Raw genomic sequence first — 24,059 nt, forward strand, 5'->3', positions numbered from 1 at the left:
ACAGAATTCCCTGGGCATAAGAGCCCCTCAATATTTTTTCATAAAAAAAGCCCCTGAATTTCAGGGGCTCTTTCATCAATCAATGCGGCGAATAAACCGTGAGCATCTGCCCAGGCTTCAGCGCCTTGCCGGCGCCCGGGTTCCAGCGTTTGAGATGTTGCATCTCTACGTTGAAACGCTTGGCCACCACATACAGCGTGTCGCCGCGCTTGACCTTGTACTTGGTCTGCTGGGCGCTCTCGGCCTTGCCTTTGGTCTTGCTGTTGGCCGCGATTACGGTGTTGACCCGGCCACTCTTGCGCGCAGGGCTGCGCTTGGTGTTGTCCTGCATCACCAGGGTCTGGCCGACCTTGAGATTCTTGCCGGTCAATTTGTTCCAGCGCTGCAGATCCTTGACTTCAACCTTGTTGGCCTTGGCGATGGTGCCAAGGTTGTCGCCGCGCTTGACGCGATAGGCGCGCTTGAGTTGCGCCACTTCGGTCGGGTCAGCACCTTCGAATACCGGCTTCAGCGAACGCGGGCTGATCAACTCGTCAGGTCGCATGGTTTGCAGGCTGGCGGTCAGCAGTTGCGCCTTGGACGTCGGCACCAGCAAATGCTGAGGGCCGTCGATGGTGGTGCGCTGCTTGAAGGCCGGGTTGAGCTGGAACAGTTCGTCTTCGTCGATGTTGGCCACCGCAGCGACTTTCGACAAATCCATGCGCTGGTTGATTTCGACGACCTGGAAGTACGGTTCGTTGGCGATCGGGTTGAGGTTCACCCCGTAGGCTTCCGGCGCCAGGACTACTTGCGACAGGGCCAGCAACTTTGGCACGTAGGCCTGGGTTTCCGCTGGCAGCGGCAGGTTCCAGTAGTCGGTTGGCAGGCCGAGCCTTTCGTTACGCTCGATCGCGCGGCTGACCGTGCCTTCACCGGCGTTGTAGGCCGCCAGCGCCAGCAGCCAGTCACCGTTGAACATATCGTGCAGACGGGTCAGGTAGTCCATGGCAGCGGTGGTCGAGGCGGTAATATCACGACGGCCATCGTAGAAGCGGGTCTGACGCAGATTGAAATAACGACCGGTAGACGGAATGAACTGCCAGAGACCCACCGCGTTGGCCCGAGAATAGGCCATCGGGTTGTAGGAGCTTTCAATCACTGGCAGCAGGGCCAGTTCCAGCGGCATGTTGCGTTCTTCGAGGCGCTCGACGATGTAATGAATATAGAGACTGCCGCGCTCGCCAGCGCTCTCGAGAAAAGAGGGGTTACTGGCGAACCACAGGCGCTGCTGCTCGATGCGCGGGTTCACACCCAGGCCTTCCTGCAACTGGAAGCCCTGGCGCATGCGCTCCCAGACATCCTGAGGAACCTGAGGGGTGGGCTTCTCGGTCAGCCAGATCGGCTTCTGCTTGGCTCGCGCAGCAATGTTCGGCGTATGGGTCGCTTCAGGCTGCGGAGCATGGCTGGAGCAGCCCGCCAGCGTGGCGGACACAGCCACCGCGATGGCTTGTGCCAGGCGGGTCAGCGCGTCTGAATTGACGGACTTACGTATGGATGACGACATTGGCTGGAAGTAAGTTCCGGGCGAAAATGTCGGGCGATTCTAGAAAGCGCACCCCTTGCGGTCAACCATTCAGAATATTTGTATCAGGCGATGGGGTACTTAGAACGTATCTTTCCATGCTCGCAGAGCCGCAAAAACCTCGCTCGGCGCCCGGTTTTGAGCGCCTTCCCGTTCGTCCACTTTTTGTGTAACTAATGTTTCAGCGGTGCGCAAAAACGGATTTGTGAGCTTTTCCAGGGCCAGAGTCGAAGGCAGCGTCATGACCCCGTTCTGCCGTTGCTGGGTGACCTTTTCCAGACGGGCGGCAATGTCTGCGTTGCTCGGTTCAACCGCGGCGGCAAACTTTAGGTTGCTCAGGGTGTACTCGTGGGTGCAATAGACCAGCGTATCTTCAGGCAGCGCGGCGAGTCGACTCAGCGAGTGGTGCATCTGCTCGGGCGTGCCCTCGAACAGGCGGCCACAACCGGCGGCGAACAGCGTGTCTCCGCAGAACAGCAAGCCGTGGTGATAATAGGCAATGTGTCCCAAGGTGTGACCCGGCACCGCGTAGACATCGAAGTCCCAGCCGAGCACGCTGACGCTGTCGTTGTCCTTGAGTGCCACGTCCCGTGCCGGAATGTTTTCGCTGGCCGGGCCGTAGACGGTGGCGCCGCTGGCCTGCTTCAGGCGCTCGACGCCGCCGACGTGATCGTGATGATGGTGGGTGATCAGGATATCGCTCAGCGTCCAGCCAGGATGGGCGTCGAGCCACGCCAGCACGGGCGCGGCATCGCCCGGATCGACCACCACGCAGCACTGGGTGCGGTGATCCTGTAACAACCAGATGTAGTTATCGGTGAACGCGGGCAGGGCACTGATCTGTATCATCGTCGGAATTCGCCAAGCGGAAAACATTGGCGCATCTTAGTAGTTCCTGGCGCGTTGGAGAATGACATGACCGATAAAGCGTTCGCTCAGGCTGATCCCGACTGGCTGGCGTTGATCAGCGCCGCCCGTGAATGGCTGGCGGGCCCGCTCGGGCAATTTCTGCTGGATGAAGAGCGGCGCATGCTCGAAGACGAGCTGGGCCGGTTCTTTGGTGGCTATCTGGTGCACTACGGCCCCTCGGCCGAAACCCCGCCGTCAGCGCCGCAAGTGCAGCGCAATGTGCGACTCGGTGCGCCTCTGCCGGGTGTCGAGATCGTCTGCGAAGAGCAGGCCTGGCCATTGAGCGAGCACGCCGCCGACGTGGTGGTGATGCAACACGGTCTGGATTTCTGTCTGTCACCTCACGGCCTGTTGCGCGAAGCGGCGAGCAGCGTGCGCCCAGGCGGGCATTTGTTGATTATCGGAATCAATCCCTGGAGCACCTGGGGCCTGCGCCATGCGTTTGCTCATGACGCCTTGCGCAAGGCGCGCTGCATCTCGCCATCGCGGGTTGCCGATTGGCTCAATCTGCTGGGCTTTGCGCTGGAGAAACGCCGCTTCGGGTGCTATCGTCCGCCGCTCGCGTCGCCCAAGTGGCAGGCCCGTCTGGCCGGCTGGGAACGCAAGGCCGGTGACTGGCAATTGTCGGGAGGCGGCTTCTACTTATTGGTAGCGCGCAAGATTGTGGTCGGGCTACGCCCGCTGCGTCAGGAGCGTCGCGAGCCGATGGGCAAGCTGATTCCGCTGCCGATGGCCAAGGTCAACCGCCGCCGCATCGAACCGTAAACCTTCTTTTTATAGTGGCCGGACTTGCTTCGGCCGCGGTCATCGTCAATCCGCGATTGGCGAGGCACGCATTTTTTCTGGATAGATTGGCATGAGCGAAAGCGTCGAAAGCGTAGAACTGTTCACCGATGGCGCCTGCAAGGGCAATCCCGGCCCGGGCGGCTGGGGCGCCTTGCTGGTGTGCAAGGGCGTCGAAAAGGAACTGTGGGGCGGCGAAGCAAATACCACCAACAACCGCATGGAACTGCTCGGCGCGATCCGTGGCCTCGAAGCCTTGAAGCGACCTTGTGAAGTGCTGCTGGTGACTGACTCGCAATACGTGATGAAGGGCATCAACGAGTGGATGGTCAACTGGAAGAAGCGCGGCTGGAAGACAGCTGCCAAAGAGCCAGTCAAGAACGCTGATCTGTGGAAAGAGCTGGACGAGCAGGTCAACCGCCACAAGGTCACCTGGAAGTGGGTGCGCGGGCACATTGGTCATCACGGTAACGAGCGCGCTGACCAGTTGGCTAACCGTGGGGTTGATGAGGTTCGCGGGTACAAGCAGAGCTGATTTTCTCCTGATGCACCGTGGAGGCCCAATCGCCAGCCTGCTGGCGATGGCCGCGCCACGGTCTGACTGAAACACCCCGTCGAGCGTGTTAACATCCGCGTTTTTGCACGATTGACCCGTTGAGAGCTGAGCACTGATGGCCACCAGATCCGTTGTACTCGATACCGAAACCACCGGCATGCCGGTGACCGATGGTCACCGGATTATCGAAATCGGTTGTGTCGAACTGATCGGTCGGCGCCTCACGGGCCGACACTTTCACGTCTACCTGCAACCGGATCGCGAGAGTGACGAAGGCGCCATCGGCGTCCACGGCATCACCAACGAATTCCTGGTCGGCAAGCCACGCTTTGCCGAAGTCGCTGATGAATTCTTCGAGTTCATCAAAGGCGCACAACTGATCATCCACAACGCGGCGTTCGACGTTGGCTTCATCAACAACGAATTCGCTTTGATGGGTCGACAGGATCTCGCCGACATCACGCAACACTGCTCGATCCTCGACACCCTGATGATGGCCCGGGAACGTCACCCGGGTCAGCGCAACAGCCTCGATGCTTTGTGCAAACGTTATGGCGTCGACAACTCCGGTCGTGAACTGCACGGCGCCTTGCTCGACTCGGAGATTCTCGCCGACGTTTACCTGACCATGACCGGTGGCCAGACCAGTCTGTCGCTGGCCGGCAATGCCTCCGACGGCAACGGCACGGGCGATGGATCGGACAACTCCGCTACCGAAATTCGCCGCTTGCCGGCTGATCGCCAGCCAGCACGGATTATTCGTGCGACTGAAGATGAACTGGCTGCGCATCTGGTGCGGCTGGAGATCATTGCCAAATCGGCCGGTGGCCCGGCGTTGTGGACGCAGATTGCCGAGGCTGACGCCCAAGCCTGAAGATCAAAAGATCGCAGCCTGCGGCAGCTCCTACAGGGGATTGCATTCCAATGTAGGAGCTGCCAAAGGCTGCGATCTTTTGCTTTTGGCGCCATGAAGCCAACTGGCCACCCTCGCCACTTTCGCTGCAACCCTCTACCCTGAATGCATTGGCAGATTTGAATCCGCCGCCTCAGGACACTGAGCCCCATGTACAAAGATTTGAAATTTCCGGTGTTGATCGTCCATCGCGACATCAAGGCCGACACGGTCGCCGGCGATCGTATCCGAGGCATTGCCCGGGAGTTGGAGCAGGAAGGTTTCAGTATCGTTTCGGCCACCGACTACGCGGAAGGGCGTCTGGTGGCTTCGACCCATCATGGTCTCGCGTGCATGTTGATTGCCGCCGAGGACGCCAGCACCGACTCGCATCTTTTGCAGAACATGGCCGAACTGATCGGCCTCGCGCGGGTGCGGGCGCCGGATCTGCCGATCTTTGCCCTGGGCGAGCAAGTCACCCTGGAAAATGCCCCGGCCGACGCCATGGCCGAGCTCAATCAACTGCGCGGCATCCTTTATCTGTTCGAAGACACCGTACCGTTCCTGGCCCGGCAAGTCGCGCGGGCGGCGCGCAAGTATCTCGATGGTCTGCTGCCGCCGTTTTTCAAGGCGCTGGTGCAACACACCGCCGACTCCAATTATTCCTGGCACACGCCCGGCCATGGCGGCGGCGTGGCGTATCACAAGAGTCCGGTGGGGCAGGCGTTTCATCAGTTTTTCGGTGAAAACACTCTGCGCTCCGACTTGTCAGTGTCGGTGCCGGAACTCGGTTCTCTGCTTGATCACACCGGTCCGCTCGCCGAGGCAGAAGCCCGCGCAGCTCGCAATTTCGGAGCCGACCACACGTTTTTCGTGATCAATGGCACCTCGACCGCCAACAAGATCGTCTGGCATTCGATGGTCGCTCGCGATGATCTGGTGCTGGTGGATCGCAACTGCCACAAGTCGGTGTTGCACGCGATCATCATGACCGGCGCGATCCCGTTGTACCTGTGCCCGGAGCGTAATGAACTGGGGATCATCGGCCCGATACCGCTTAGCGAGTTCAGCCGCGAATCAATCCAGGCCAAGATCGACGCCAGTCCGCTGACCAAGGGGCGCGCGCCGAAAGTGAAACTCGCGGTGGTCACCAACTCGACCTACGACGGCCTCTGTTACAACGCCGAACTGATCAAACAAAGCTTGGGCAATAGCGTTGAAGTGCTGCATTTCGACGAGGCCTGGTACGCCTATGCGGCGTTTCACGAGTTCTTCGCCGGGCGCTATGGCATGGACACTTCGCGCAGTGAAGACAGTCCCCTGGTATTTACCACCCATTCCACTCACAAGATGCTGGCGGCGTTCAGTCAGGCCTCGATGATTCATGTGCAGGACGGCGGCGCGCGACAACTGGATCGTGATCGTTTCAATGAAGCATTCATGATGCACATCTCGACCTCGCCGCAGTACAGCATCATCGCCTCGCTGGACGTGGCCTCGGCGATGATGGAAGGCCCGGCCGGGCGCTCGCTGTTGCAGGAAACCTTCGACGAAGCCCTGAGTTTTCGCCGCGCGCTGGCCAATCTGCGTCAGCACATCGCGGCGGATGACTGGTGGTTTTCGATCTGGCAGCCGCCGGGTGTCGAAGGCATCGACCGCGTGCACACCGAGGACTGGCTGCTCAAGCCCGACGCCGACTGGCATGGTTTCGGCGAGGTCAGCGACGATTACGTTTTGCTCGATCCGATCAAGGTCACGCTGGTGATGCCGGGCCTGAACGCCGGTGGCGCGTTGAGCGAGAAGGGCATCCCGGCGGCGGTGGTCAGCAAGTTCCTCTGGGAGCGGGGGCTGGTGGTGGAGAAGACCGGGCTGTATTCGTTTCTGGTGTTGTTCTCCATGGGCATCACCAAAGGCAAATGGAGCACGTTGCTCACCGAGTTGCTGGAGTTCAAGCGCAGTTACGACGCTAACATCAGTCTGGCGACGTGTCTGCCGTGTGTCGCCCAGGAAGACACCGCGCGCTATCGCGGCATGGGCCTGCGGGATCTGTGTGATCAATTGCACGCCTGTTATCGCAGCAATGCCACCGCCAAACATCTCAAGCGCATGTACACGGTACTGCCGGAAATCGCCATGAAGCCGGCCCACGCTTACGATCATCTGGTGCGCGGTGAAGTCGAGGCGGTGCCGATCGACGAACTGGAAGGGCGGATTGCCGCCGTGATGCTGGTGCCGTATCCGCCGGGAATCCCGTTGATCATGCCCGGTGAGCGCTTTACCGAGTCGACTCGCTCGATCATCGATTACCTGAAATTTGCCCGCACGTTTGATAGCAGCTTCCAGGGTTTTGTAGCTGATGTGCATGGACTGCAACATGAAGATGAAGGCAATGGGCGACACTACACCGTCGATTGCGTCAAGGAATGAGGAGCTTTGCGAGCATGCAACCGGTCATGAATCCAAAACACCCAGGGCTGTCGGTGCGGGTTGCCGATGAAGGTTTTGCGCCTTATATCTGGGGCAGCGACTTCAGTTTTGAGGTCGCAGCGTATGGTGCTGCTGTAATCGGCAAACCCGTCGAACAGTGGCGTGTGACGCCCATCGTGCCGTACCGCAAGTGCTATGGCATTGATCCCGAGGAGTTCAGCAGCTTTCACAAAGCTGCCGACAGCGCGATATTCATGGCCTACCTCGATGATGAGCCGGTGGGCCATCTGGTGATCAGCACCAACTGGAACGGCTTTGCCCATATCGATGAACTGGCGGTGCACGCGCCAGCCCGTCGCCATGGCGTGGCCAAGGCTTTGCTGGATGTGGCGCAGTTCTGGAGTCGCAAGAAGAAGCTGCCGGGGATCATGCTGGAAACCCAGAACAACAACCTCGGTGCCTGTCGGCTGTATGAGCGTTGCGGGTATGTGATTGGTGGCGTCGACCAGTTGCGCTATCGCGGTATTGATCCGAACACCGCCGAAGAGGCGCTGTTCTGGTATCGATTGTTCGATAACCCGCTGGAAAATCCGCTCAGCTCGACAACATCGCCTCGGCTTGTTCCGTGATGATCGCCAGTAACGTCTGAATCGTCGATGACGCTGCGACGTGTTTGAAGGTCAGGGCGTAGAGGCTGATCGGCACGGCAGGCGAGAGCGGGCAGACATCCAGCCCGGCCGCGCGCGCACCGAGCGCGGTAAACGGGTCGACGATGGCCAACCCTTCGCCAGCCTCGACCATGCTGCGCATCATCTGGTGGGTTTGTACGCGGGTCTGGATACTCGGCGCCGGACGCACGGCCTGGAGTTTGTGATCCAGCGCCGGGCTCAGCGGGTCCTGACCGTCGAGGCCGACCATCGCCTGGCCTGCCAGATCCTGTAGGGAAATGTACTTTTGTCGGGGTTGCAGCCAGCCGTGCGGCGCGAGCAGTTGCAGCTTGCTGTGGGCCAGTGGCTGGCAATGAATGTCTGGATGTTCGGGATCGTGCAGGCTCAAGCCGAGATCGCTTTCGCGCAGCAGCAGACTGCGGACGATGTCGCGGGTCGGTGCGCTGAGCAGGCTGCACGGCGCGTCTGGCACGCGTCGGCGCAGGGCGGCGAGGCTGTGCGGGAGTAATTGTTGCGCCAGCGGCGGGGTGCCGATGATGCGCAGCGGCGGTGCGAGGTATTGCTTGAGGCTGCTGGCCAGACGTTGCACTGGTTCCAGCGCTTCATAGACGTGGGCGATTTCCACTTGCAACGCCCGCGCCTCGGGCGTCGATTGCAGGCGCCCGCGAACGCTGGCGAACAGCATGAACCCCAACTGACTCTCGGCTTCGCGCAAACGCTCTTCGACTTCGGTCACCGGCAACTGCAGCCATTCGGCGGCGGTGCCCAGGTGACCAGTCTGCAAGAGCGCCTGAATCACTTCGATATGGCGTAAACGCATGCGTGAAGTCCATGTTCAGCAGGTGGGGTCAGAGGCTGAATCCTACCCCAAGTCTGCGCATATGACTTCTGCTCATAACGCACGGTTATGAAGCGACGATTGGCTCAGGTTCGCGGGTCAGGATAATGCCTGACTGAACCAGCTTGAATTCGGCGTCATCAAGTTTCTCGATGCGATCGCCAATCGCCAATTTGTAGGTGGTGACGGGCTCCGTGCCGGTGATTCCGTCCGCAGACGGGGTGGATTCCTGGAACTCATGCACGGAATAAACGCGGCCTTCCGCATCTCTTGCATGGAACTGACCGACGAGTACTGCTGCCATCTGCTTAGAACCTCTGGAGATAAATCGCTTGATTTGCGGCTTGGTAGACCGTCATCAAGTGCTGTAAGTTTTCCTACAGGAAAAAAATAATCAGCAGGCGGGAATTTCCCTCCTCTGCTGGTGAAATCGTCATCGGATCATCTATAACTAGTGGCTCCCCCACTGACAGTCGAGAGTTTCCATGAGCAATGTCTACAACGTCGCGGTAGTGGTTGGTAGCCTGCGCAAAGCTTCGATCAATCGCAAGGTCGCTTTGGCACTGGCTGAGCTGGCGCCAGCGAACCTCAAGCTTGAGATTATCGAGATTGGCGACCTGCCACTGTACAACGAAGACATCGACGGTGATTCACCGCCCGCAGCCTACAGCACTTTCCGTGAAAAAGTGGGTTCATCCGACGCGTTGTTGTTTGTGACGCCGGAGTACAACCGTTCCGTGCCGGCTCCGCTGAAGAATGCCATCGATGTCGGCTCGCGGCCTTACGGCAAGAGCGCTTGGAGCGGCAAGCCGGGCGCGGTGATCAGCGTATCGCCGGGGGCTATCGGTGGTTTTGGCGCGAACCAGCACCTGCGCCAGTCGTTTGTGTTTCTTGATGTGCACTGCATGCAGCAACCGGAAGCCTATTTGGGTGGCGCGGGTTCGGCTTTTGACGAGGCGGGCAAGCTGAGTGAAACGGTGAAGCCGTTCCTGCAAAAATTCATTGATGCCTATGGGCAGTTTGTCGAACAACACAAGAAGTAAGCCAGGACCGAGAACCCCTGTGGCGAGGGGATTTATCCCCGATGGGTTGCGAAGCGACCCCCAGCATTCCTCAGTCATACCCTGTTTGCAGGTTTGACGACTGCTTCGCAGCCGATCGGGGATAAATCCCCTCGCCACAGATTATTTTCAACTCTGCCTATTTCTTGACTGCACAACATTGCTCGCCACAGGGATCTTCTTTCCACAAGTCGGTGTATTGTTCGCGCCTCCTTTTTCCCTTTCTGAAGGTTGCTGTAGATGCTCGCTGCGTCACTGATTTTCCTGCTGACTATTACCCTCGTGATCTGGCAACCCAAAGGCCTCGGCGTCGGCTGGAGTGCGACGTTGGGCGCGGTGCTGGCGCTGATCTTTGGGGTGGTGCACCTGAGTGATATCCCGCTGGTGTGGCAAATCATCTGGAACGCCACCGGCACTTTTGTCGCGCTGATCATCATCAGCCTGCTGCTCGATGAGGCCGGTTTTTTCAATTGGGCCGCGTTGCACGTGGCGCGCTGGGGGCGGGGCAGTGGGCGCAAGCTGTTTGCCTTCATGGTGCTGCTCGGCGCGCTGGTGTCGGCGCTGTTCGCCAATGATGGGGCGGCGTTGATTCTTACGCCGATTGTCATTTCCATGCTGCTGGCGCTGCGTTTTTCGCCGGCAGCAACACTCGCGTTCGTCATGGGCGCAGGGTTTATCGCCGACACCGCAAGCCTGCCGCTGGTGGTGTCGAACCTGGTCAACATCGTCTCGGCGGACTTCTTCAACATCGGCTTCAACGGCTATGCGGCGGTGATGGTGCCGGTGAACTTCGTCAGTGTGGCCGCGACGCTGGGCATGCTGATGTGGTTTTTCCGTCGCGATATTCCGGCGGCTTACGACCCCGAACAGCTCGAGCGTCCAGAAACCGCGATCCACGACAAAGCCACGTTTTACGCCGGTTGGGCGGTGTTGGCGATCTTGCTGATCGGCTGTTTCGCGCTGGAGCCGCTGGGCATTCCGATCAGTGCGATTTCCGCTGTCTGCGCGGCGCTGCTGCTGGCGATCGCCGCCCGTGGTCACAAGATTTCCACACGCAAAGTGGTGAAAGACGCGCCGTGGCAGATCGTGATTTTCTCGCTGGGCATGTATCTGGTGGTCTACGGCCTGCGCAATGCCGGGCTGACCGGGTATCTGGCCGGTTGGCTCGATGTCTTCGCCGGTCATGGCGTGTGGGGCGCGGCGTTCGGGACTGGTGTGCTGACGGCGGTGTTGTCATCGATCATGAACAACATGCCGACGGTACTGATCGGGCTCTTGTCGATTGATGCCAGTCAGGCGAGCGGAGTGGTCAAGGAGGCGATGATCTACGCCAACGTGATCGGCAGCGACCTGGGGCCGAAGATCACGCCGATTGGCAGTCTGGCCACTTTGCTGTGGCTGCATGTGCTGGAGCGCAAGGGAATCCGGATTGGCTGGGGGTATTACTTCCGAGTGGGGATTGTGCTGACGGTGCCGGTGTTGTTGGTGACGTTGGCGGCGTTGGCATTCCGCTTATCCCTCTGACCGGGTTGACCCAATCGCTGGCAAGCCAGCTCCCACAGGTTCTGTGTGCACCACGAAACCTGTGGGAGCTGGCTTGCCAGCGATGGGGCCAGTATGAACACCACAAATCTCAGGCCTGGCCGGGCACGTTCGGCCACAGGTCGGACACCAGAAACAGCCGCTCCGCCTCTTCCCATTCCCCTCGCGCATTCTCGGTCAGGCGCACCATCAGTTGCGCTGGCGCCAAGGGTTCCAGCGCCTCGAGCCACATCTGCAAATGCTCCCGGCTCCAGGTCTGATCCGCCGGGTAATGCGCCGGTGCCAGCCAGGCATGGCGGGGCAGGGGTTGCCAACGTCCCGGCGGACGCTGCGCCAGGAATGCCGGCCAGTCTTTCTGATGCAACCAGCTGCCACGCAAATGCTGCGGATGCGCGCCATTCGGTGATTGCGACTTGCCGGGCCACGGGTAAAGCAGATAGCCGCCCAGCCACAGTTGTGCACTGAACGCCTCGATATCCAGAGCAGCCAGGGTTTCGCGGCTTTCCGGGCGCGCCGAAATCGGCAGTTGATGTTCAGCCAGATGCGCCAGTTTACGATCCAGTCGATCATGGCAACCCGGCCCCAGCCATTGCGCCGGATCATGGCCGTCGCCGTTTTGCGGGCCGAGGTAGAGCTTGATCGCCAGTTCCAGGTGATGCACGCCGTCGCGGTCACGCAGCAGCATGTCCAGCTCGCCAAGGGTATGGCCCTCGCGGCGGATCGGCAGATTGGCCGCGATCAATTCAATGCCCGGCGCATGCTGCACGGCAAACTGCCACAGCCGCTCGTAATACAAACCCAGGCGCCGCGTGCGTGCCTGGGACAACCAGTGCAGCAAGCCGTAGCTGTCGCGATCGAGCTGACGCAGCCACTGCTCCAGGCGCTCGGGATCGCTGACCCAATCGCTGCCCGCCAGCGGATGGCGCTGCGGCCACGGTGTGGTCGCGAGCATCGGCGGGGCGAGGATCACCCACGCCAGGTCGCGCACTTCCGGATGGCGTAATTGGTGAGGCAACTGCAGCAAGTCGGGAAATAGGATCATCTTGCGAGCATAGCCTTAAACACGCGCCCACCCCTGAGGCTGAAAGGATTTTGTCTAACGGCGGCTTTCGCCCATAATCGGGTTTTTCGCGTTTTCGATTGTCCGCAGAGGTCCCATGGAGCAATTTCGTAATATCGGCATCATCGGTCGCCTGGGCAGTTCCCAGGTGCTGGATACCGTCCGCCGACTGAAACGGTTTCTGCTCGATCGTCACCTGCATGTGATCCTCGAAGACACCATCGCCGAAGTCCTGCCGGGGCATGGCCTGCAAACGTCGTCGCGCAAGATGCTCGGTGAAGTCTGCGACATGGTCATCGTTGTCGGCGGCGACGGTAGCCTGCTCGGCGCCGCCCGGGCGCTGGCCAAACACAATACGCCGGTGCTGGGGATCAACCGTGGCAGCCTCGGGTTTCTCACCGACATTCGCCCGGATGAGCTGGAAGTCGAAGTCGCCAAAGTGCTCGACGGCCATTACCTGGTGGAAAACCGTTTTCTGCTGCAAGCCGAAGTTCGCCGCCACGGTGAGGCCATCGGGCAGGGCGACGCGCTCAACGATGTGGTGCTGCACCCCGGCAAGTCGACGCGCATGATCGAGTTCGAGCTGTACATCGACGGCCAGTTCGTCTGCAGCCAAAAGGCCGACGGCCTTATCGTCGCCACGCCGACCGGCTCCACTGCATATGCGCTGTCTGCCGGTGGCCCGATCATGCATCCCAAGCTCGACGCCATTGTGATCGTGCCGATGTACCCCCATATGTTGTCCAGCAGGCCAATTGTGGTCGATGGCAACAGTGAGCTGAAAATCGTCGTGTCCAAAGATATGCAGATCTACCCGCAAGTCTCCTGCGACGGGCAGAACCACTTTACCTGCGCGCCGGGCGACACCATCACCGTCAGCAAAAAAGCGCAAAAGCTGCGGCTGATTCACCCGCTCGACCACAACTACTACGAAGTCTGCCGGACCAAGCTCGGCTGGGGCAGCAAGTTGGGTGGTGGAGGCGACTGATGCTCGATCCCGCGCGCAGTTATGACTTGATTGGTGACGTGCACGGATGCGCGCAGACCCTCGAACACTTGCTTGATCGCCTCGGCTATCACAAGCAGGGCGGGGTCTGGCGGCATCCATCGCGCATGGCCGTGTTCGTCGGCGACATCATCGACCGTGGGCCGCGGATTCGCGAGGCGCTGCACATCGTCCACGACATGGTCGAGGCCGGTCAGGCCTTGTGCATCATGGGCAACCACGAATTCAACGCTCTGGGCTGGAGCACCCCGGCGCCACCGGGCAGCGGCAAGCAGTTTGTGCGCGAGCACACGCCGCGCCATGCGCGCCTGCTGCATGAAACACTGACGCAATTCGAAGGCCATCCGGGCGACTGGCATGACTTCCAGCAGTGGTTCTATCAACTGCCGCTGTTCGTCGATGCCGGGCGTTTTCGCGTGGTGCACGCCTGTTGGGATGCCGGCCTGATCGAGCCGTTGCGCGCGTTGTTCCCAGACGGCTGCATTGATGAACACTTCCTCCAGGCTTCGGCAGTGCCGGGCAGTTTCGCCTGTACCGTGTTCGACCGCTTGCTGCGTGGCACCGACATGCGCCTGCCCGATGGCCAGACCATGACCAGTGGCGACGGTCTGGTGCGTTCGTTCTTCCGTACCAAATTCTGGGAAGACGATCCGAAAACCTACGGCGACATTGTCTTCCAGCCCGATGCACTGCCGGAACCGGTGGCGCAAACCCCGCTGACTTCAAGCGAAAAGAATTCCCTGCTGCGCTACGGCGTCGATGAGCCGTTGCTGTTCGTCGGCCACTATTGGCGCAGCGGCAAACCGGCGCCGATCCGCCCGAACCTCGCCTGCCTGGATTACAGCGCGGTGCTCTACGGCAAACTCGTCGCCTATCGTCTGGATCAGGAAACACGTCTGGATCCGCATAAATTTGTCTGGGTCGATGTCGAGCGGCCGGAGGTGCTGCAATGAGTTCGGTAGCGGTATTGCGTCTGCCCCTGGCGGTGGATCTGAGCGGTTTCGTCACGCTGTTGCAACGCATGCAAGTGCCCCATCGAGTCAGTGAAGAGGCGGGCGAGCAGGTGCTGTGGGCGCCTGCGGAGATCAGCGACGACGTGCGTTCGCTGTACGAGCGTTTTCCCGCTGGCGACCCGGATCAACAACTGGATATCCCGGTTACGCAGACTTTCAAGCGCCCCGGTTTTGCCGAGCAACTGAAGCATGCCAAAGCCACCGGGTTCATCCTGCTGCTGAGCCTGATAGTCGGCGGCCTGACCTTCCTCGGCGAAAATCTGGAAACCCTTCGCTGGCTGACCTTTCTCGATTTTCGCGTAATCGGCGAGTACATCCATTTCACGCCATTGGCCGACAGCCTCGCGGCGGGGCAGTGGTGGCGTCTGGTCACGCCGATGCTGATTCACTTTGGCATCCTGCACCTGGCCATGAATGGCATGTGGTACTGGGAGCTGGGGCGGCGTATCGAATCGCGTCAGGGCAGCATCAACCTGATCGGCCTGACCTTATTGTTCAGCCTCGTTTCCAACTACGCGCAATTTGTCTGGAGCGGGCCGACCTTGTTCGGCGGTCTGTCCGGCGTGCTTTACGGCTTGCTCGGGCATTGCTGGATCTTCCAGTTGCTGGCGCCGAACCCGGCTTATCGCCTGCCGCGCGGCGTGCTGGTGATGATGCTGGTGTGGCTGGTGGTGTGCATGTCCGGGCTGATCTCGATGATCGGTTTCGGCGAAATCGCCAACGCCGCGCATGTCAGCGGGTTACTCATCGGATGCTTCACCGGTTTGTTGGGTGGTTTGTATAACCGCCGTAAACTGGCCATCTAATTTTAGTTTGTAGATAAAGAGCACGGAGACCCAGATGTCCTCTTTTAACGACATGATCAAGAACATCACCCCGGACATCTACGAGAGCCTGAAACTGGCGGTGGAAATCGGCAAGTGGGCCGACGGTGGCAAGCTCACCGCCGAACAGCGCGAGTTGTCGTTGCAGGCGATGATCGCCTGGGAAATGCAGAACCTGCCTGAAGACCAGCGCACCGGTTACATGGGCCCGCAAGAATGTGCGTCGAAGTCGATCGAAGTGCCGAACATCCTGTTCAAGTCGGATGCCATCCATTGATCGAGATTGGCCGCGGTGCAATCAGCAAAATGTCGGCACGCCTTGACGGGCCGAACGTGCAATACGCGTTTCGTCTGGATGATGTCGAGGTGCCGGTCAACCCGTTGATCGGCACGACGGTGCGTCTGGAATACCTGGGGGCGATCCACTGCACCCATTGCGGGCGCAAGACCAAAACCAGTTTCAGTCAGGGGTATTGCTACCCGTGCATGACCAAACTGGCGCAGTGCGACTTGTGCATCATGAGTCCGGAGCGTTGCCACTTTGATGCGGGCACCTGCCGGGATCCGGTGTGGGGCCAGCAGTTTTGCATGACCGACCACGTGGTCTATCTGGCCAATTCGTCGGGGATCAAGGTTGGCATCACCCGTGCAACCCAATTGCCGACGCGCTGGATCGATCAGGGCGCCAGCCAGGCGTTGCCGATCATGCGCGTGTCTACGCGCCAGCAGTCAGGCTTCGTTGAAGACCTGTTTCGCAGTCAGGTGGCGGACAAAACCAACTGGCGCGCACTGCTCAAGGGCGACGCGGTGTCCGTGGATCTGGCGCAGGTGCGTGATCAGTTGTTTGAAAGCTGCGCCGAAGGTTTGCAAGCCTTGCAGGAGCGATTCGGCCTACAAGCCATTCAGACAATTGCCGATGTAGAACCTCTCGAAATCCGCTATCCGGTCGAGCAATACCCGGCCAAAATCGTCAGCTTCAACCTGGACAAGAACCCGATTGCCGAAGGCACGCTGCTGGGGATCAAGGGCCAGTACCTGATCTTCGACACCGGCGTGATCAATATTCGCAAGTACACGGCTTATCAACTCGCCGTGCATCAATAAGGATTCCAGCATGCGCACCGAACAACCGAAGATGATTTACCTCAAGGACTATCAGGCGCCCGAGTACCTGATCGACGAAACGCACCTGACCTTCGAGTTGTTCGAGGACCACAGCCTGGTCCATGCGCAACTGGTGATGCGCCGCAACCCGGCGCGTGGCGCGGGCCTGCCGCCGCTGGTGCTTGATGGCCAGCAACTGGAATTGCTGTCGGTGACGCTGTCTGATCAGGAACTGAGTGCCGATGCTTATCAACTCAGCGAAAACAACCTGACCCTGCAACCGACCAGCGAAACCTTCACGGTCGACACCAGCGTCAAGATCCACCCGGAAACCAACACGGCGCTCGAAGGCCTGTACAAGTCCGGCACGATGTTCTGCACCCAATGCGAGGCCGAAGGCTTCCGCAAAATCACCTATTACCTCGACCGCCCGGACGTGATGAGCAAATTCACCACCACCGTGGTGGCCGAACAGCACAGCTATCCGGTGCTGCTGTCCAACGGCAACCCGATTGCCTCGGGGCCCGGCGAAGACGGCCGGCACTGGGCAACGTGGGAAGATCCGTTCATGAAACCGGCGTACCTGTTCGCGCTGGTGGCCGGTGACTTGTGGTGCGTTGAAGACACCTTCACCACCATGACCGAGCGCGAAGTCGCGCTGCGCATCTACGTCGAACCGGAAAACATCGACAAGTGCCAGCACGCCATGAACAGCCTGAAGAAGTCGATGCGCTGGGACGAAGAGGTCTACGGTCGCGAGTACGATCTGGACATCTTCATGATCGTCGCCGTCAACGACTTCAACATGGGCGCCATGGAGAACAAGGGCCTCAACATCTTCAACTCCAGCGCCGTGCTGGCCCGTGCCGAAACCGCCACCGACGCCGCACACCAGCGGGTCGAAGCGATCGTCGCCCACGAATACTTCCATAACTGGTCGGGCAACCGCGTGACCTGCCGCGACTGGTTCCAGCTGTCGCTCAAGGAAGGCTTCACCGTATTCCGCGATTCCGGCTTCTCCGCCGATATGAACTCGGCCACGGTCAAGCGCATTCAGGATGTCGCCTACCTGCGCACCCACCAGTTTGCTGAAGACGCCGGCCCAATGGCCCACGCCGTGCGCCCGGACAGCTTCATCGAGATTTCCAACTTCTACACCCTGACCGTGTACGAAAAGGGTTCGGAAGTGGTCGGCATGATCCACACCCTGTTGGGCGCCGAGGGCTTCCGCAAGGGCAGCGATCTGTACTTCGACCGCCACGATGGCCAAGCCGTGACCTGCGATGACTTCATCAAGGCCATGGAAGACGCCAACGGTGTCGACCTGACCCAGTTCAAACGCTGGTACAGCCAGGCTGGCACGCCGCGTCTGGCAGTGAGCGAGTCTTACGATGCTGCAGCGAAAACCTACAGCCTGAGCTTCCGCCAAAGCTGCCCGGAAACCCCGGACAAAGTGGAAAAACTGCCGTTCGTGATCCCCGTTGAATTGGGCCTGCTCGACAGCAAAGGCAACGAGATTGCCCTGCGTCTGGCCGGTGAAACGTCGGCCCAAGGCACCACCCGCGTGATCTCGGTGACCGAGGCTGAGCAGACGTTTACCTTCGTCGATATCGCTGAACAGCCGCTGCCATCCTTGCTGCGTGGTTTCTCTGCGCCGGTGAAACTGAGCTTCCCGTACAACCGCGATCAACTGATGTTCCTGATGCAGCACGACAGCGACGGTTTCAACCGCTGGGATGCCGGCCAGCAACTGTCGGTACAGGTGCTACAAGAACTGATCGGCCAGCAGCAGAAGGGCGAAAACCTGAAGCTCGATCCGCGTCTGGTATCGGCACTGCGCACCGTGCTGTCCGATGAATCGCTGGATCAGGCGATGGTTGCCGAGATGCTCTCGCTGCCGGGTGAGGCGTACCTGACTGAAATCAGCGAAGTCGCAGACGTTGATGCCATCCATATCGCCCGTGAATTTGCCCGCAAGCAACTGGCTGAAGGTTTGTTCGAGGCGCTGTGGCTGCGTTATCAGGCCAACCGCGACCTGTCGAAGAAAACCCCGTACGTGGCCGAGGCCGAGCACTTTGCCCGTCGTGCACTGCAGAACATCGCGCTGTCGTACTTGATGCTCAGCGGCAAGCCGGAAGTGCTGGCGGCGGCGCTGGAGCAATTCGAAACGGCCGACAACATGACCGAGCGCCTGACCGCGCTGGCCGTGTTGGTCAACTCGCCGTTCGATGAGCAGAAGGACCTGGCGCTGGCGAGTTTCGCCGAGCATTTCAAGGACAATCCGCTGGTCATGGATCAGTGGTTCAGCGTGCAGGCCGGCAGCACGTTGCCGGGCGGTCTTGCGCGGGTAAAAGCGCTGATGCAGCACCCTGCGTTCAACATCAAGAACCCGAACAAGGTGCGTGCGCTGGTGGGGGCTTTTGCCGGGCAGAACCTGATCAACTTCCACGCGGCGGACGGCTCCGGTTATCGCTTCCTCGCGGATCTGGTGATCGAGCTGAACGGCTTCAACCCACAAATCGCCTCGCGCCAACTGGCACCGCTGACGCGCTGGCGCAAATACGACACTGCGCGGCAGGCATTGATGAAAGGGGAGCTGGAGCGGATTCTGGCTTCCGGGTCGCTGTCGAGTGATGTGTATGAAGTGGTGAGCAAGAGCTTGGCGTAACGCTCGCCTAATCAATATCTTCGGCAAACACAAAACCCTGTAGGAGCTGCGGCACGCTGCGATCTTTTGATCTGATCTTTAAATCAACATCAAAAGATCGCAGCGTGCCGCAGCTCCTACAGGGGTTTTGCGTTTTGTCAGTTACTTCACATCGAACCGATCCAGATTCATCACCTTCGTCCACGCTGCGACGAAGTCTTTGACGAACTGCTCCTTCGCATCCGCACTCGCATACACCTCCGCGACCGCCCGCAATATCGCGTTGGAACCAAACACCAGATCAACCCGCGTTGCCGTCCATTTCACGCTACCGTTTTTACGGTCGCGGCCTTCAAACTCTTCCGCGTCCGGTGAGGTCGGCTTCCACTCCACGCCCATGTCCAGCAGGTTGGTGAAGAAGTCGTTGGTCAGCGCTTCGGTCTGGCTGGTGAACACGCCATGGCGGGTTTGCCCGACGTTAGTGTTCAGCACCCGCAGCCCACCGAGCAACACGGTCATTTCCGGCGCGGTCAGGGTGAGCAATTGCGCCTTGTCTATCAGCAGTGCCTCGGCCGCTACGGTGTATTTACCCTTGCTGTAATTGCGGAAGCCATCGGCAATCGGCTCGAGAAAACCGAACGACTCGACGTCGGTTTGCTCCTGAGTCGCATCCGCACGCCCCGGGGTAAATGGCACGGTGACCGAGTGGCCGGCATTTTTCGCCGCTTGTTCGACCCCGGCATTGCCCGCCAGCACAATCAGGTCGGCCAGCGAAACGTTCTTGCCGGTTGCGCCGCCATTGAACTCGCCCTGAATGCCTTCAAGGGTTTGCAGGACCTTGGCCAGTTGCTCAGGCTGGTTGGCCTGCCAGAACTTCTGCGGTGCCAGACGCAGGCGACCACCGTTGGCGCCACCGCGTTTGTCCGAGCCACGGAACGTCGACGCCGCCGCCCATGCGGTCGACACCAGTTGCGAGACAGATAGACCCGAGGCCAGCACTTTGCTTTTCAGCGTGGCCACATCGTTATCGTCGATTAGCGGATGAGTGACCTCGGGAATCGGGTCTTGCCACAGCAACTCTTCATTCGGCAGTTCCGGGCCGAGGTAGCGTGACAGCGGGCCCATGTCGCGGTGGATCAACTTGTACCAGGCGCGGGCAAATGCATCGGCCAACTGATCGGGATTGGCCAGGAAACGCCGGGAGATCTGCTCGTAAGCCGGATCGAAGCGCAATGCCAGGTCAGACGTCAGCATGGTCGGGTCGATACGCTTGTTCGGGTCATGGGCATGGGGGATGGTGCCGGCGCCCGCACCGTTCTTCGGTTTCCACTGGTGTGCGCCGGCCGGGCTTTTGGTCAGCTCCCATTCGAAGCCGAACAGGTTTTCCAGGTAGTTGTTGCTCCATTGGGTCGGCGTGGTGGTCCAGGTCACTTCGAGGCCACTGGTGATGGTGTCAGCGCCTTTGCCGGTGCCGAAGCTGTTCCTCCAGCCCAGACCCTGTTCTTCCAGCCCGGCGGCTTCCGGTTCAGCACCGACGTTATCGGCAGGGCCGGCGCCGTGGGTTTTGCCGAAGGCGTGGCCGCCGGCGATCAGCGCCACGGTTTCTTCATCGTTCATGGCCATGCGGCCGAAGGTTTCGCGAATGTCGCGGGCCGATGCTACCGGGTCTGGATTGCCCTCGGGGCCTTCCGGGTTCACATAAATAAGACCCATCTGCACGGCGGCGAGCGGGTTTTCCAGGTTGCGTTCACCCTGGTCGGTGCGGCTTTCTTCTTTGCCGTGCAAAACCGGCTCGGCGACCAGCGTACCGTCACCAGGCTCCTGCATCGGTTCCTTGCTTTTGCCGTAACGGCTGTCGCCGCCCAGCCATTCGTTTTCCGAGCCCCAGTACACGTCTTCATCCGGTTCCCAGACATCGGCGCGACCACCGGAGAAGCCGAAGGTCTTGAAACCCATGGATTCCAGCGCGACGTTACCGGTGAGAACAATCAGGTCAGCCCAGGAAATATTGCGACCATATTTCTGTTTGATTGGCCACAGCAGGCGGCGGGCCTTGTCGAGGCTGACGTTGTCCGGCCAGCTATTGAGCGGGGCAAAACGTTGCTGGCCGGAGCCGGCGCCACCGCGGCCATCCGCGGTGCGATAGGTGCCGGCGCTGTGCCAGGCCATGCGCACGAAGAGCGGGCCATAGTGGCCAAAGTCTGCCGGCCACCAGTCCTGTGAGTCGGTCATCAGTGCGCGCAGGTCTTGTTTCAGTGCCTGGAAGTCCAGGCTTTTGAAGGCGTTGGCGTAGTCGAAGTCCTTGCCCAGCGGATCGGACTTGGGCGAGTGCTGGCTCAGGATCTTCAGGTTGAGTTGATTCGGCCACCAGTCACGGTTCGTCGTACCACCACCGGCGGCGTGGTTGAACGGGCATTTCGATTCGTTTGCCATGTTCGGGTCCTTATCAGGTCTGCGACGGCCGGCTCGTGCCGACTTCGGACTTGTAAGGCTAGACCCGAGTTGGCGAGTCAGCTAATAGCCCGACTGATGGGCGCTGATAGGCAGAACCTTTTACCGCAGATGTTGCTGCAAAACCCTCACTCGCCATAGCGCATAACCCCCTGTAGGAGCTGCCGAAGGCTGCGATCTTTTGACGTTGGCCTTTAAAAAAGCAAGATCAAAAGATCGCAGCCTGCGGCAGCTCCTACACGGGATTGCGCAGTCAACTCGACTGCGCGGCCTCGTCCTCAAGCACGTCGTCGAGAATGTCCTCTTGCCCCGGCACTTCAGTGATCACACTGAAATCCGTTACCTCCACCGCGCCCAGTCCATAACCCAGCAAATGGAACGAGAACGCCTTGCGCTGTTGCGGGTTATCAAAGCTGAAATCCATCTCCAACGGTTGATCCGCCGTGGCGACCATTTCTGCTGGCAATCCCAGTTGCACGTCCTGCTCGAACTCCTTGGCCTTGAGCTGAATATACGCAGCCTGCTGCGGATCGACAGAGCGTACGGTCAGGCGCACGCGGGTGTGCGAGCCCTTGGGCATTTCCAGGTACTGCGCGCCGATCAGGTTGTCGGCCCAGTCGTCCTTGATCTGCGCTTGCAGGGGGATGACGTTGGTGCTGCCGAACTGATAGCGATGGTTGAGCGGGGTGCGCAGCAGCGACAGGTCGAGCGCCGTGGCGCGGGCGGCGATTTGCCGGGCGCGCTGGCCGCTGTAGCTGCCCTTGAAGGTGGCGCTTTCGGCGATGAAACCGGCGCTTTCGTAGTAGCGGCAACGGCGCGGCATATCACATTCGGAGAAGATGCCCTGGCCGTTGTGATAACGCAGTTTGCCGTTGGTGAACGACATGATTTCGCGACCGGAATCGTAGTCGCGAAACAGCGAGCGACCGCTTAGCGCGGTCGGCACCGGCAGGTCGAAGTAGTCGAGAATCGACGTGCTCAGATCAACATGACCATAGACCCCGGCGTTCAGGCGCGGCAGTTGTGCCTGCTCCGGCGCCAGCGTCAGGTTGAAGCCCCACGACGAGGCCAGACGTACACCGTCGATGCCGTGGGATTCATCCGAAGTGATCACCACCAGCGTGTCTTTGAGCACACCTTGGCGCTCAAGCCCTGTGAGGAACTGGTCCAGCGCATCGTCGAGGTATCCGACGGCGGCTTGCTTGGGTGTCTCGTAGCGCTCCAGATATTCGTCCGGCGCGGAGTAGGGTTGATGCGTGCCCACCGTCAACAACGTCAGCATCCACGGCTGTTTCTGCTTGTTCAGTTGGCCGACATAATCCAGCGCACCCTCGAAGAACGCCTTGTCATCCTTGCCCCACGGAAACTCCAGATAGTTGGCATTGGTGAACCATTCCAGTCCATGCGTCGCATCGAAACCGATGTGCGGCATGATCTTGTCTTTGGCCATGAAGCGCAGGCCGGCGCCTTGCAGATAGTGGGTGCTGAAGCCATGTTCGCGCAGCTGCGCCGGCAGGCACGCCTGATTGCGCTCGGTGAGGGTGAGCATTTCCACGCCTTTGGGCGTGCCGTTGTTGAGTTTGTCGTAATCGCCACAGAGCATCGCGTACAGACCGCGAATGGTCTGGTGCGTGTGCAGAACGTAATCCGGAGTGTTCATGCCGCGCTCGGCCCAACGGCTGAGGTTGGGCATCAGGTCTTCCTGATAATGGCTGCCGATGGCTTCGCGATTGGCGCGGACGTAAGCGCCGGGAATGCCTTCCAGGGCAATGACCAACACGTTGCGCGCCTGCCCCGGCGCGGCCAGCAGTTTTTGACCATTGAGGTCGACGTCGGTGAGCCCGGCCATGGCCGGCGCGACTTCCTCGACATCGCCGTCCAGCCATTCCTCGGCGTGTATCTGCAGGTCAGCCACTTCGGTGGCGAGCAATTGATGCGGCAGGTTGTACGCGCGCCACGGATCGTCTTCGCTCGGCCACAGGTTCTGCGCGCCCCAGTGCGCGGCGAATAGCACCAGCGGCGCACTCCACGCGGCGCGGGGCAGGGCCGGGCGAGCGATGCCGCGAGCAGCAAATTGCGTCAGCAGCCACAACGACAACGCCAGCAGCAATGTGATGCCCAGCGCCGGGTGCGCCAAACCACCACCAGTTGAGTTTTCGACAAATTGCGGATCAATCAGGTAATGCAGATCGGAAGGACTCGGCAAACGGCCAACGGCGCTGACCAACTCAGCCGTTGCCACCGCCAACAGCGCCCAGAACACCAGCACCGGCAGCGCCAGCCACCACGCTCGGCGATGCAGCAGAATCACCAGCAGACTGCCAATGGCCAGATCCGACAAATAGCCCAGCGGTGTCGACCAGCCGAGCGCCGCGCGCAGGCACACCGGCACAATCAGTACCAGCAGAATCAGAGAGAACAGGCGGGCATGCGGCTGCCGCAACCAGCGAAAAAGAGCGCTCACAAAAAAAGACCTTCCAGTCATTAAATCGTCAAAAAAGTGTGGGCGATGATACCAAGGGTCAGCGGTCTGATCGTCTTTTAAAACTTGAAGGTGATCCGATGTCGGGCGGACTTGTCAGCGTGGGCACTGGGCTAGGGGCCAGTCAGGGGTGGGTGTTTGACAATTAACCGGGATATGGCTGGCGAACCGGTGCCGGCGGTTTTTTGTTTCAGGCTGTTTAACCGAAACTGGAATCCGCCTGCACCGACTTTTG

Annotated in this window: 20 protein-coding genes; 13 read left to right on the plus strand and 7 right to left on the minus strand. The window is 60.1% G+C overall.

The window, feature by feature from the left end; all coding sequences use genetic code 11:
- Positions 1-79: 79 nt before the first annotated feature.
- Together ICA16_RS26110 and gloB are read right to left on the minus strand one after the other, a co-directional pair.
- Complete coding sequence (locus ICA16_RS26110; protein WP_150605523.1) at positions 80-1,543, minus strand: transglycosylase SLT domain-containing protein; 1,464 nt, start codon at positions 1,541-1,543, stop codon at positions 80-82.
- 99 nt (positions 1,544-1,642) lie between these two features.
- On the minus strand, positions 1,643-2,410 hold the full coding sequence (gene gloB / locus ICA16_RS26115; protein WP_150605522.1) for a hydroxyacylglutathione hydrolase: 768 nt from the start codon (positions 2,408-2,410) through the stop codon (positions 1,643-1,645).
- Between the two features lie 66 nt (positions 2,411-2,476).
- Here gloB and ICA16_RS26120 point away from each other — a divergent pair, with 66 nt between their 5' ends.
- The 5 genes from ICA16_RS26120 to ICA16_RS26140 all read left to right on the plus strand — a co-directional run bounded on the left by ICA16_RS26120 (position 2,477) and on the right by ICA16_RS26140 (position 7,757).
- The gene (locus tag ICA16_RS26120) at positions 2,477-3,235 is read left to right on the plus strand and encodes a class I SAM-dependent methyltransferase (RefSeq protein WP_150605521.1); all 759 of its coding nucleotides are present in this window, start codon (positions 2,477-2,479) and stop codon (positions 3,233-3,235) included.
- Between the two features lie 91 nt (positions 3,236-3,326).
- Entirely contained in the window at positions 3,327-3,788 is a 462-nt protein-coding gene (gene rnhA / locus ICA16_RS26125) for a ribonuclease HI (RefSeq protein ID WP_150595434.1), read from the plus strand.
- A gap of 136 nt (positions 3,789-3,924) precedes the next feature.
- Entirely contained in the window at positions 3,925-4,683 is a 759-nt protein-coding gene (gene dnaQ / locus ICA16_RS26130) for a DNA polymerase III subunit epsilon (RefSeq protein WP_047300751.1), read from the plus strand.
- Between the two features lie 189 nt (positions 4,684-4,872).
- Positions 4,873-7,128, plus strand: coding sequence for an Orn/Lys/Arg family decarboxylase (locus tag ICA16_RS26135; RefSeq protein WP_210701961.1), 2,256 nt, complete (start codon positions 4,873-4,875; stop codon positions 7,126-7,128).
- Positions 7,129-7,142: 14 nt separating this feature from the next.
- The gene (locus ICA16_RS26140; RefSeq protein WP_150595431.1) at positions 7,143-7,757 is read left to right on the plus strand and encodes a GNAT family N-acetyltransferase; all 615 of its coding nucleotides are present in this window, start codon (positions 7,143-7,145) and stop codon (positions 7,755-7,757) included.
- On the opposite strand, the gene ICA16_RS26145 is transcribed toward ICA16_RS26140, so the two are convergent.
- Positions 7,723-8,616: a LysR family transcriptional regulator gene (locus ICA16_RS26145; protein ID WP_150618187.1), complete on the minus strand. Its 894-nt coding sequence runs from the start codon at positions 8,614-8,616 to the stop codon at positions 7,723-7,725. The two genes, ICA16_RS26140 and ICA16_RS26145, sit on opposite strands and share 35 nt — an antisense overlap.
- A gap of 85 nt (positions 8,617-8,701) precedes the next feature.
- Positions 8,702-8,938, minus strand: coding sequence for a hypothetical protein (locus ICA16_RS26150; protein ID WP_150618188.1), 237 nt, complete (start codon positions 8,936-8,938; stop codon positions 8,702-8,704).
- Between the two features lie 181 nt (positions 8,939-9,119).
- On the opposite strand from ICA16_RS26150, the gene ICA16_RS26155 reads away from it, so the two are divergent.
- Positions 9,120-9,677, plus strand: a complete 558-nt coding sequence (locus ICA16_RS26155) for an NADPH-dependent FMN reductase (RefSeq protein ID WP_150604971.1) — start codon at positions 9,120-9,122, stop codon at positions 9,675-9,677.
- A gap of 258 nt (positions 9,678-9,935) precedes the next feature.
- A complete protein-coding gene (locus ICA16_RS26160) occupies positions 9,936-11,219 on the plus strand; it encodes an arsenic transporter (protein ID WP_210701962.1) in 1,284 nt (427 codons plus the stop codon).
- A 109-nt stretch (positions 11,220-11,328) separates the two neighbouring features.
- Here ICA16_RS26160 and ICA16_RS26165 read toward each other — a convergent pair whose 3' ends face one another.
- Complete coding sequence (locus tag ICA16_RS26165) at positions 11,329-12,279, minus strand: DUF1853 family protein (protein ID WP_150604973.1); 951 nt, start codon at positions 12,277-12,279, stop codon at positions 11,329-11,331.
- Positions 12,280-12,394: 115 nt separating this feature from the next.
- Between ICA16_RS26165 and ICA16_RS26170 the strand changes: the two genes are divergently transcribed.
- Genes ICA16_RS26170 through pepN form a run of 6 tightly spaced genes read left to right on the plus strand, consistent with a single transcriptional unit; the run spans position 12,395 to position 18,912 of the window.
- Entirely contained in the window at positions 12,395-13,285 is an 891-nt protein-coding gene (locus tag ICA16_RS26170; RefSeq protein WP_042558815.1) for an NAD(+) kinase, read from the plus strand.
- Positions 13,282-14,256: a metallophosphoesterase gene (locus tag ICA16_RS26175; protein ID WP_191626503.1), complete on the plus strand. Its 975-nt coding sequence runs from the start codon at positions 13,282-13,284 to the stop codon at positions 14,254-14,256. The genes ICA16_RS26170 and ICA16_RS26175 overlap by 4 nt, the downstream gene beginning before the upstream one ends.
- Complete coding sequence (locus ICA16_RS26180; protein ID WP_150604976.1) at positions 14,253-15,122, plus strand: rhomboid family intramembrane serine protease; 870 nt, start codon at positions 14,253-14,255, stop codon at positions 15,120-15,122. The genes ICA16_RS26175 and ICA16_RS26180 overlap by 4 nt, the downstream gene beginning before the upstream one ends.
- Before the next feature lie 34 nt (positions 15,123-15,156).
- Positions 15,157-15,417 (plus strand): YeaC family protein, encoded by a 261-nt coding sequence (locus ICA16_RS26185; RefSeq protein ID WP_210555177.1) that lies wholly within the window; start codon positions 15,157-15,159, stop codon positions 15,415-15,417.
- The gene (locus ICA16_RS26190; RefSeq protein ID WP_210555178.1) at positions 15,414-16,244 is read left to right on the plus strand and encodes a DUF2797 domain-containing protein; all 831 of its coding nucleotides are present in this window, start codon (positions 15,414-15,416) and stop codon (positions 16,242-16,244) included. The genes ICA16_RS26185 and ICA16_RS26190 overlap by 4 nt, the downstream gene beginning before the upstream one ends.
- A gap of 10 nt (positions 16,245-16,254) precedes the next feature.
- Complete coding sequence (gene pepN / locus ICA16_RS26195; RefSeq protein WP_210701963.1) at positions 16,255-18,912, plus strand: aminopeptidase N; 2,658 nt, start codon at positions 16,255-16,257, stop codon at positions 18,910-18,912.
- 141 nt (positions 18,913-19,053) lie between these two features.
- Here the strand turns inward: pepN and katG are convergent, their stop codons facing one another.
- Positions 19,054-21,324, minus strand: coding sequence for a catalase/peroxidase HPI (gene katG / locus ICA16_RS26200; RefSeq protein ID WP_210701964.1), 2,271 nt, complete (start codon positions 21,322-21,324; stop codon positions 19,054-19,056).
- Between the two features lie 271 nt (positions 21,325-21,595).
- Positions 21,596-23,806, minus strand: a complete 2,211-nt coding sequence (locus tag ICA16_RS26205; RefSeq protein WP_210701965.1) for an LTA synthase family protein — start codon at positions 23,804-23,806, stop codon at positions 21,596-21,598.
- Positions 23,807-24,059: the final 253 nt, after the last annotated feature.

It is taken from the genome of Pseudomonas anatoliensis (assembly GCF_017976235.1).
Lineage (GTDB): Bacteria > Pseudomonadota > Gammaproteobacteria > Pseudomonadales > Pseudomonadaceae > Aquipseudomonas > Aquipseudomonas anatoliensis.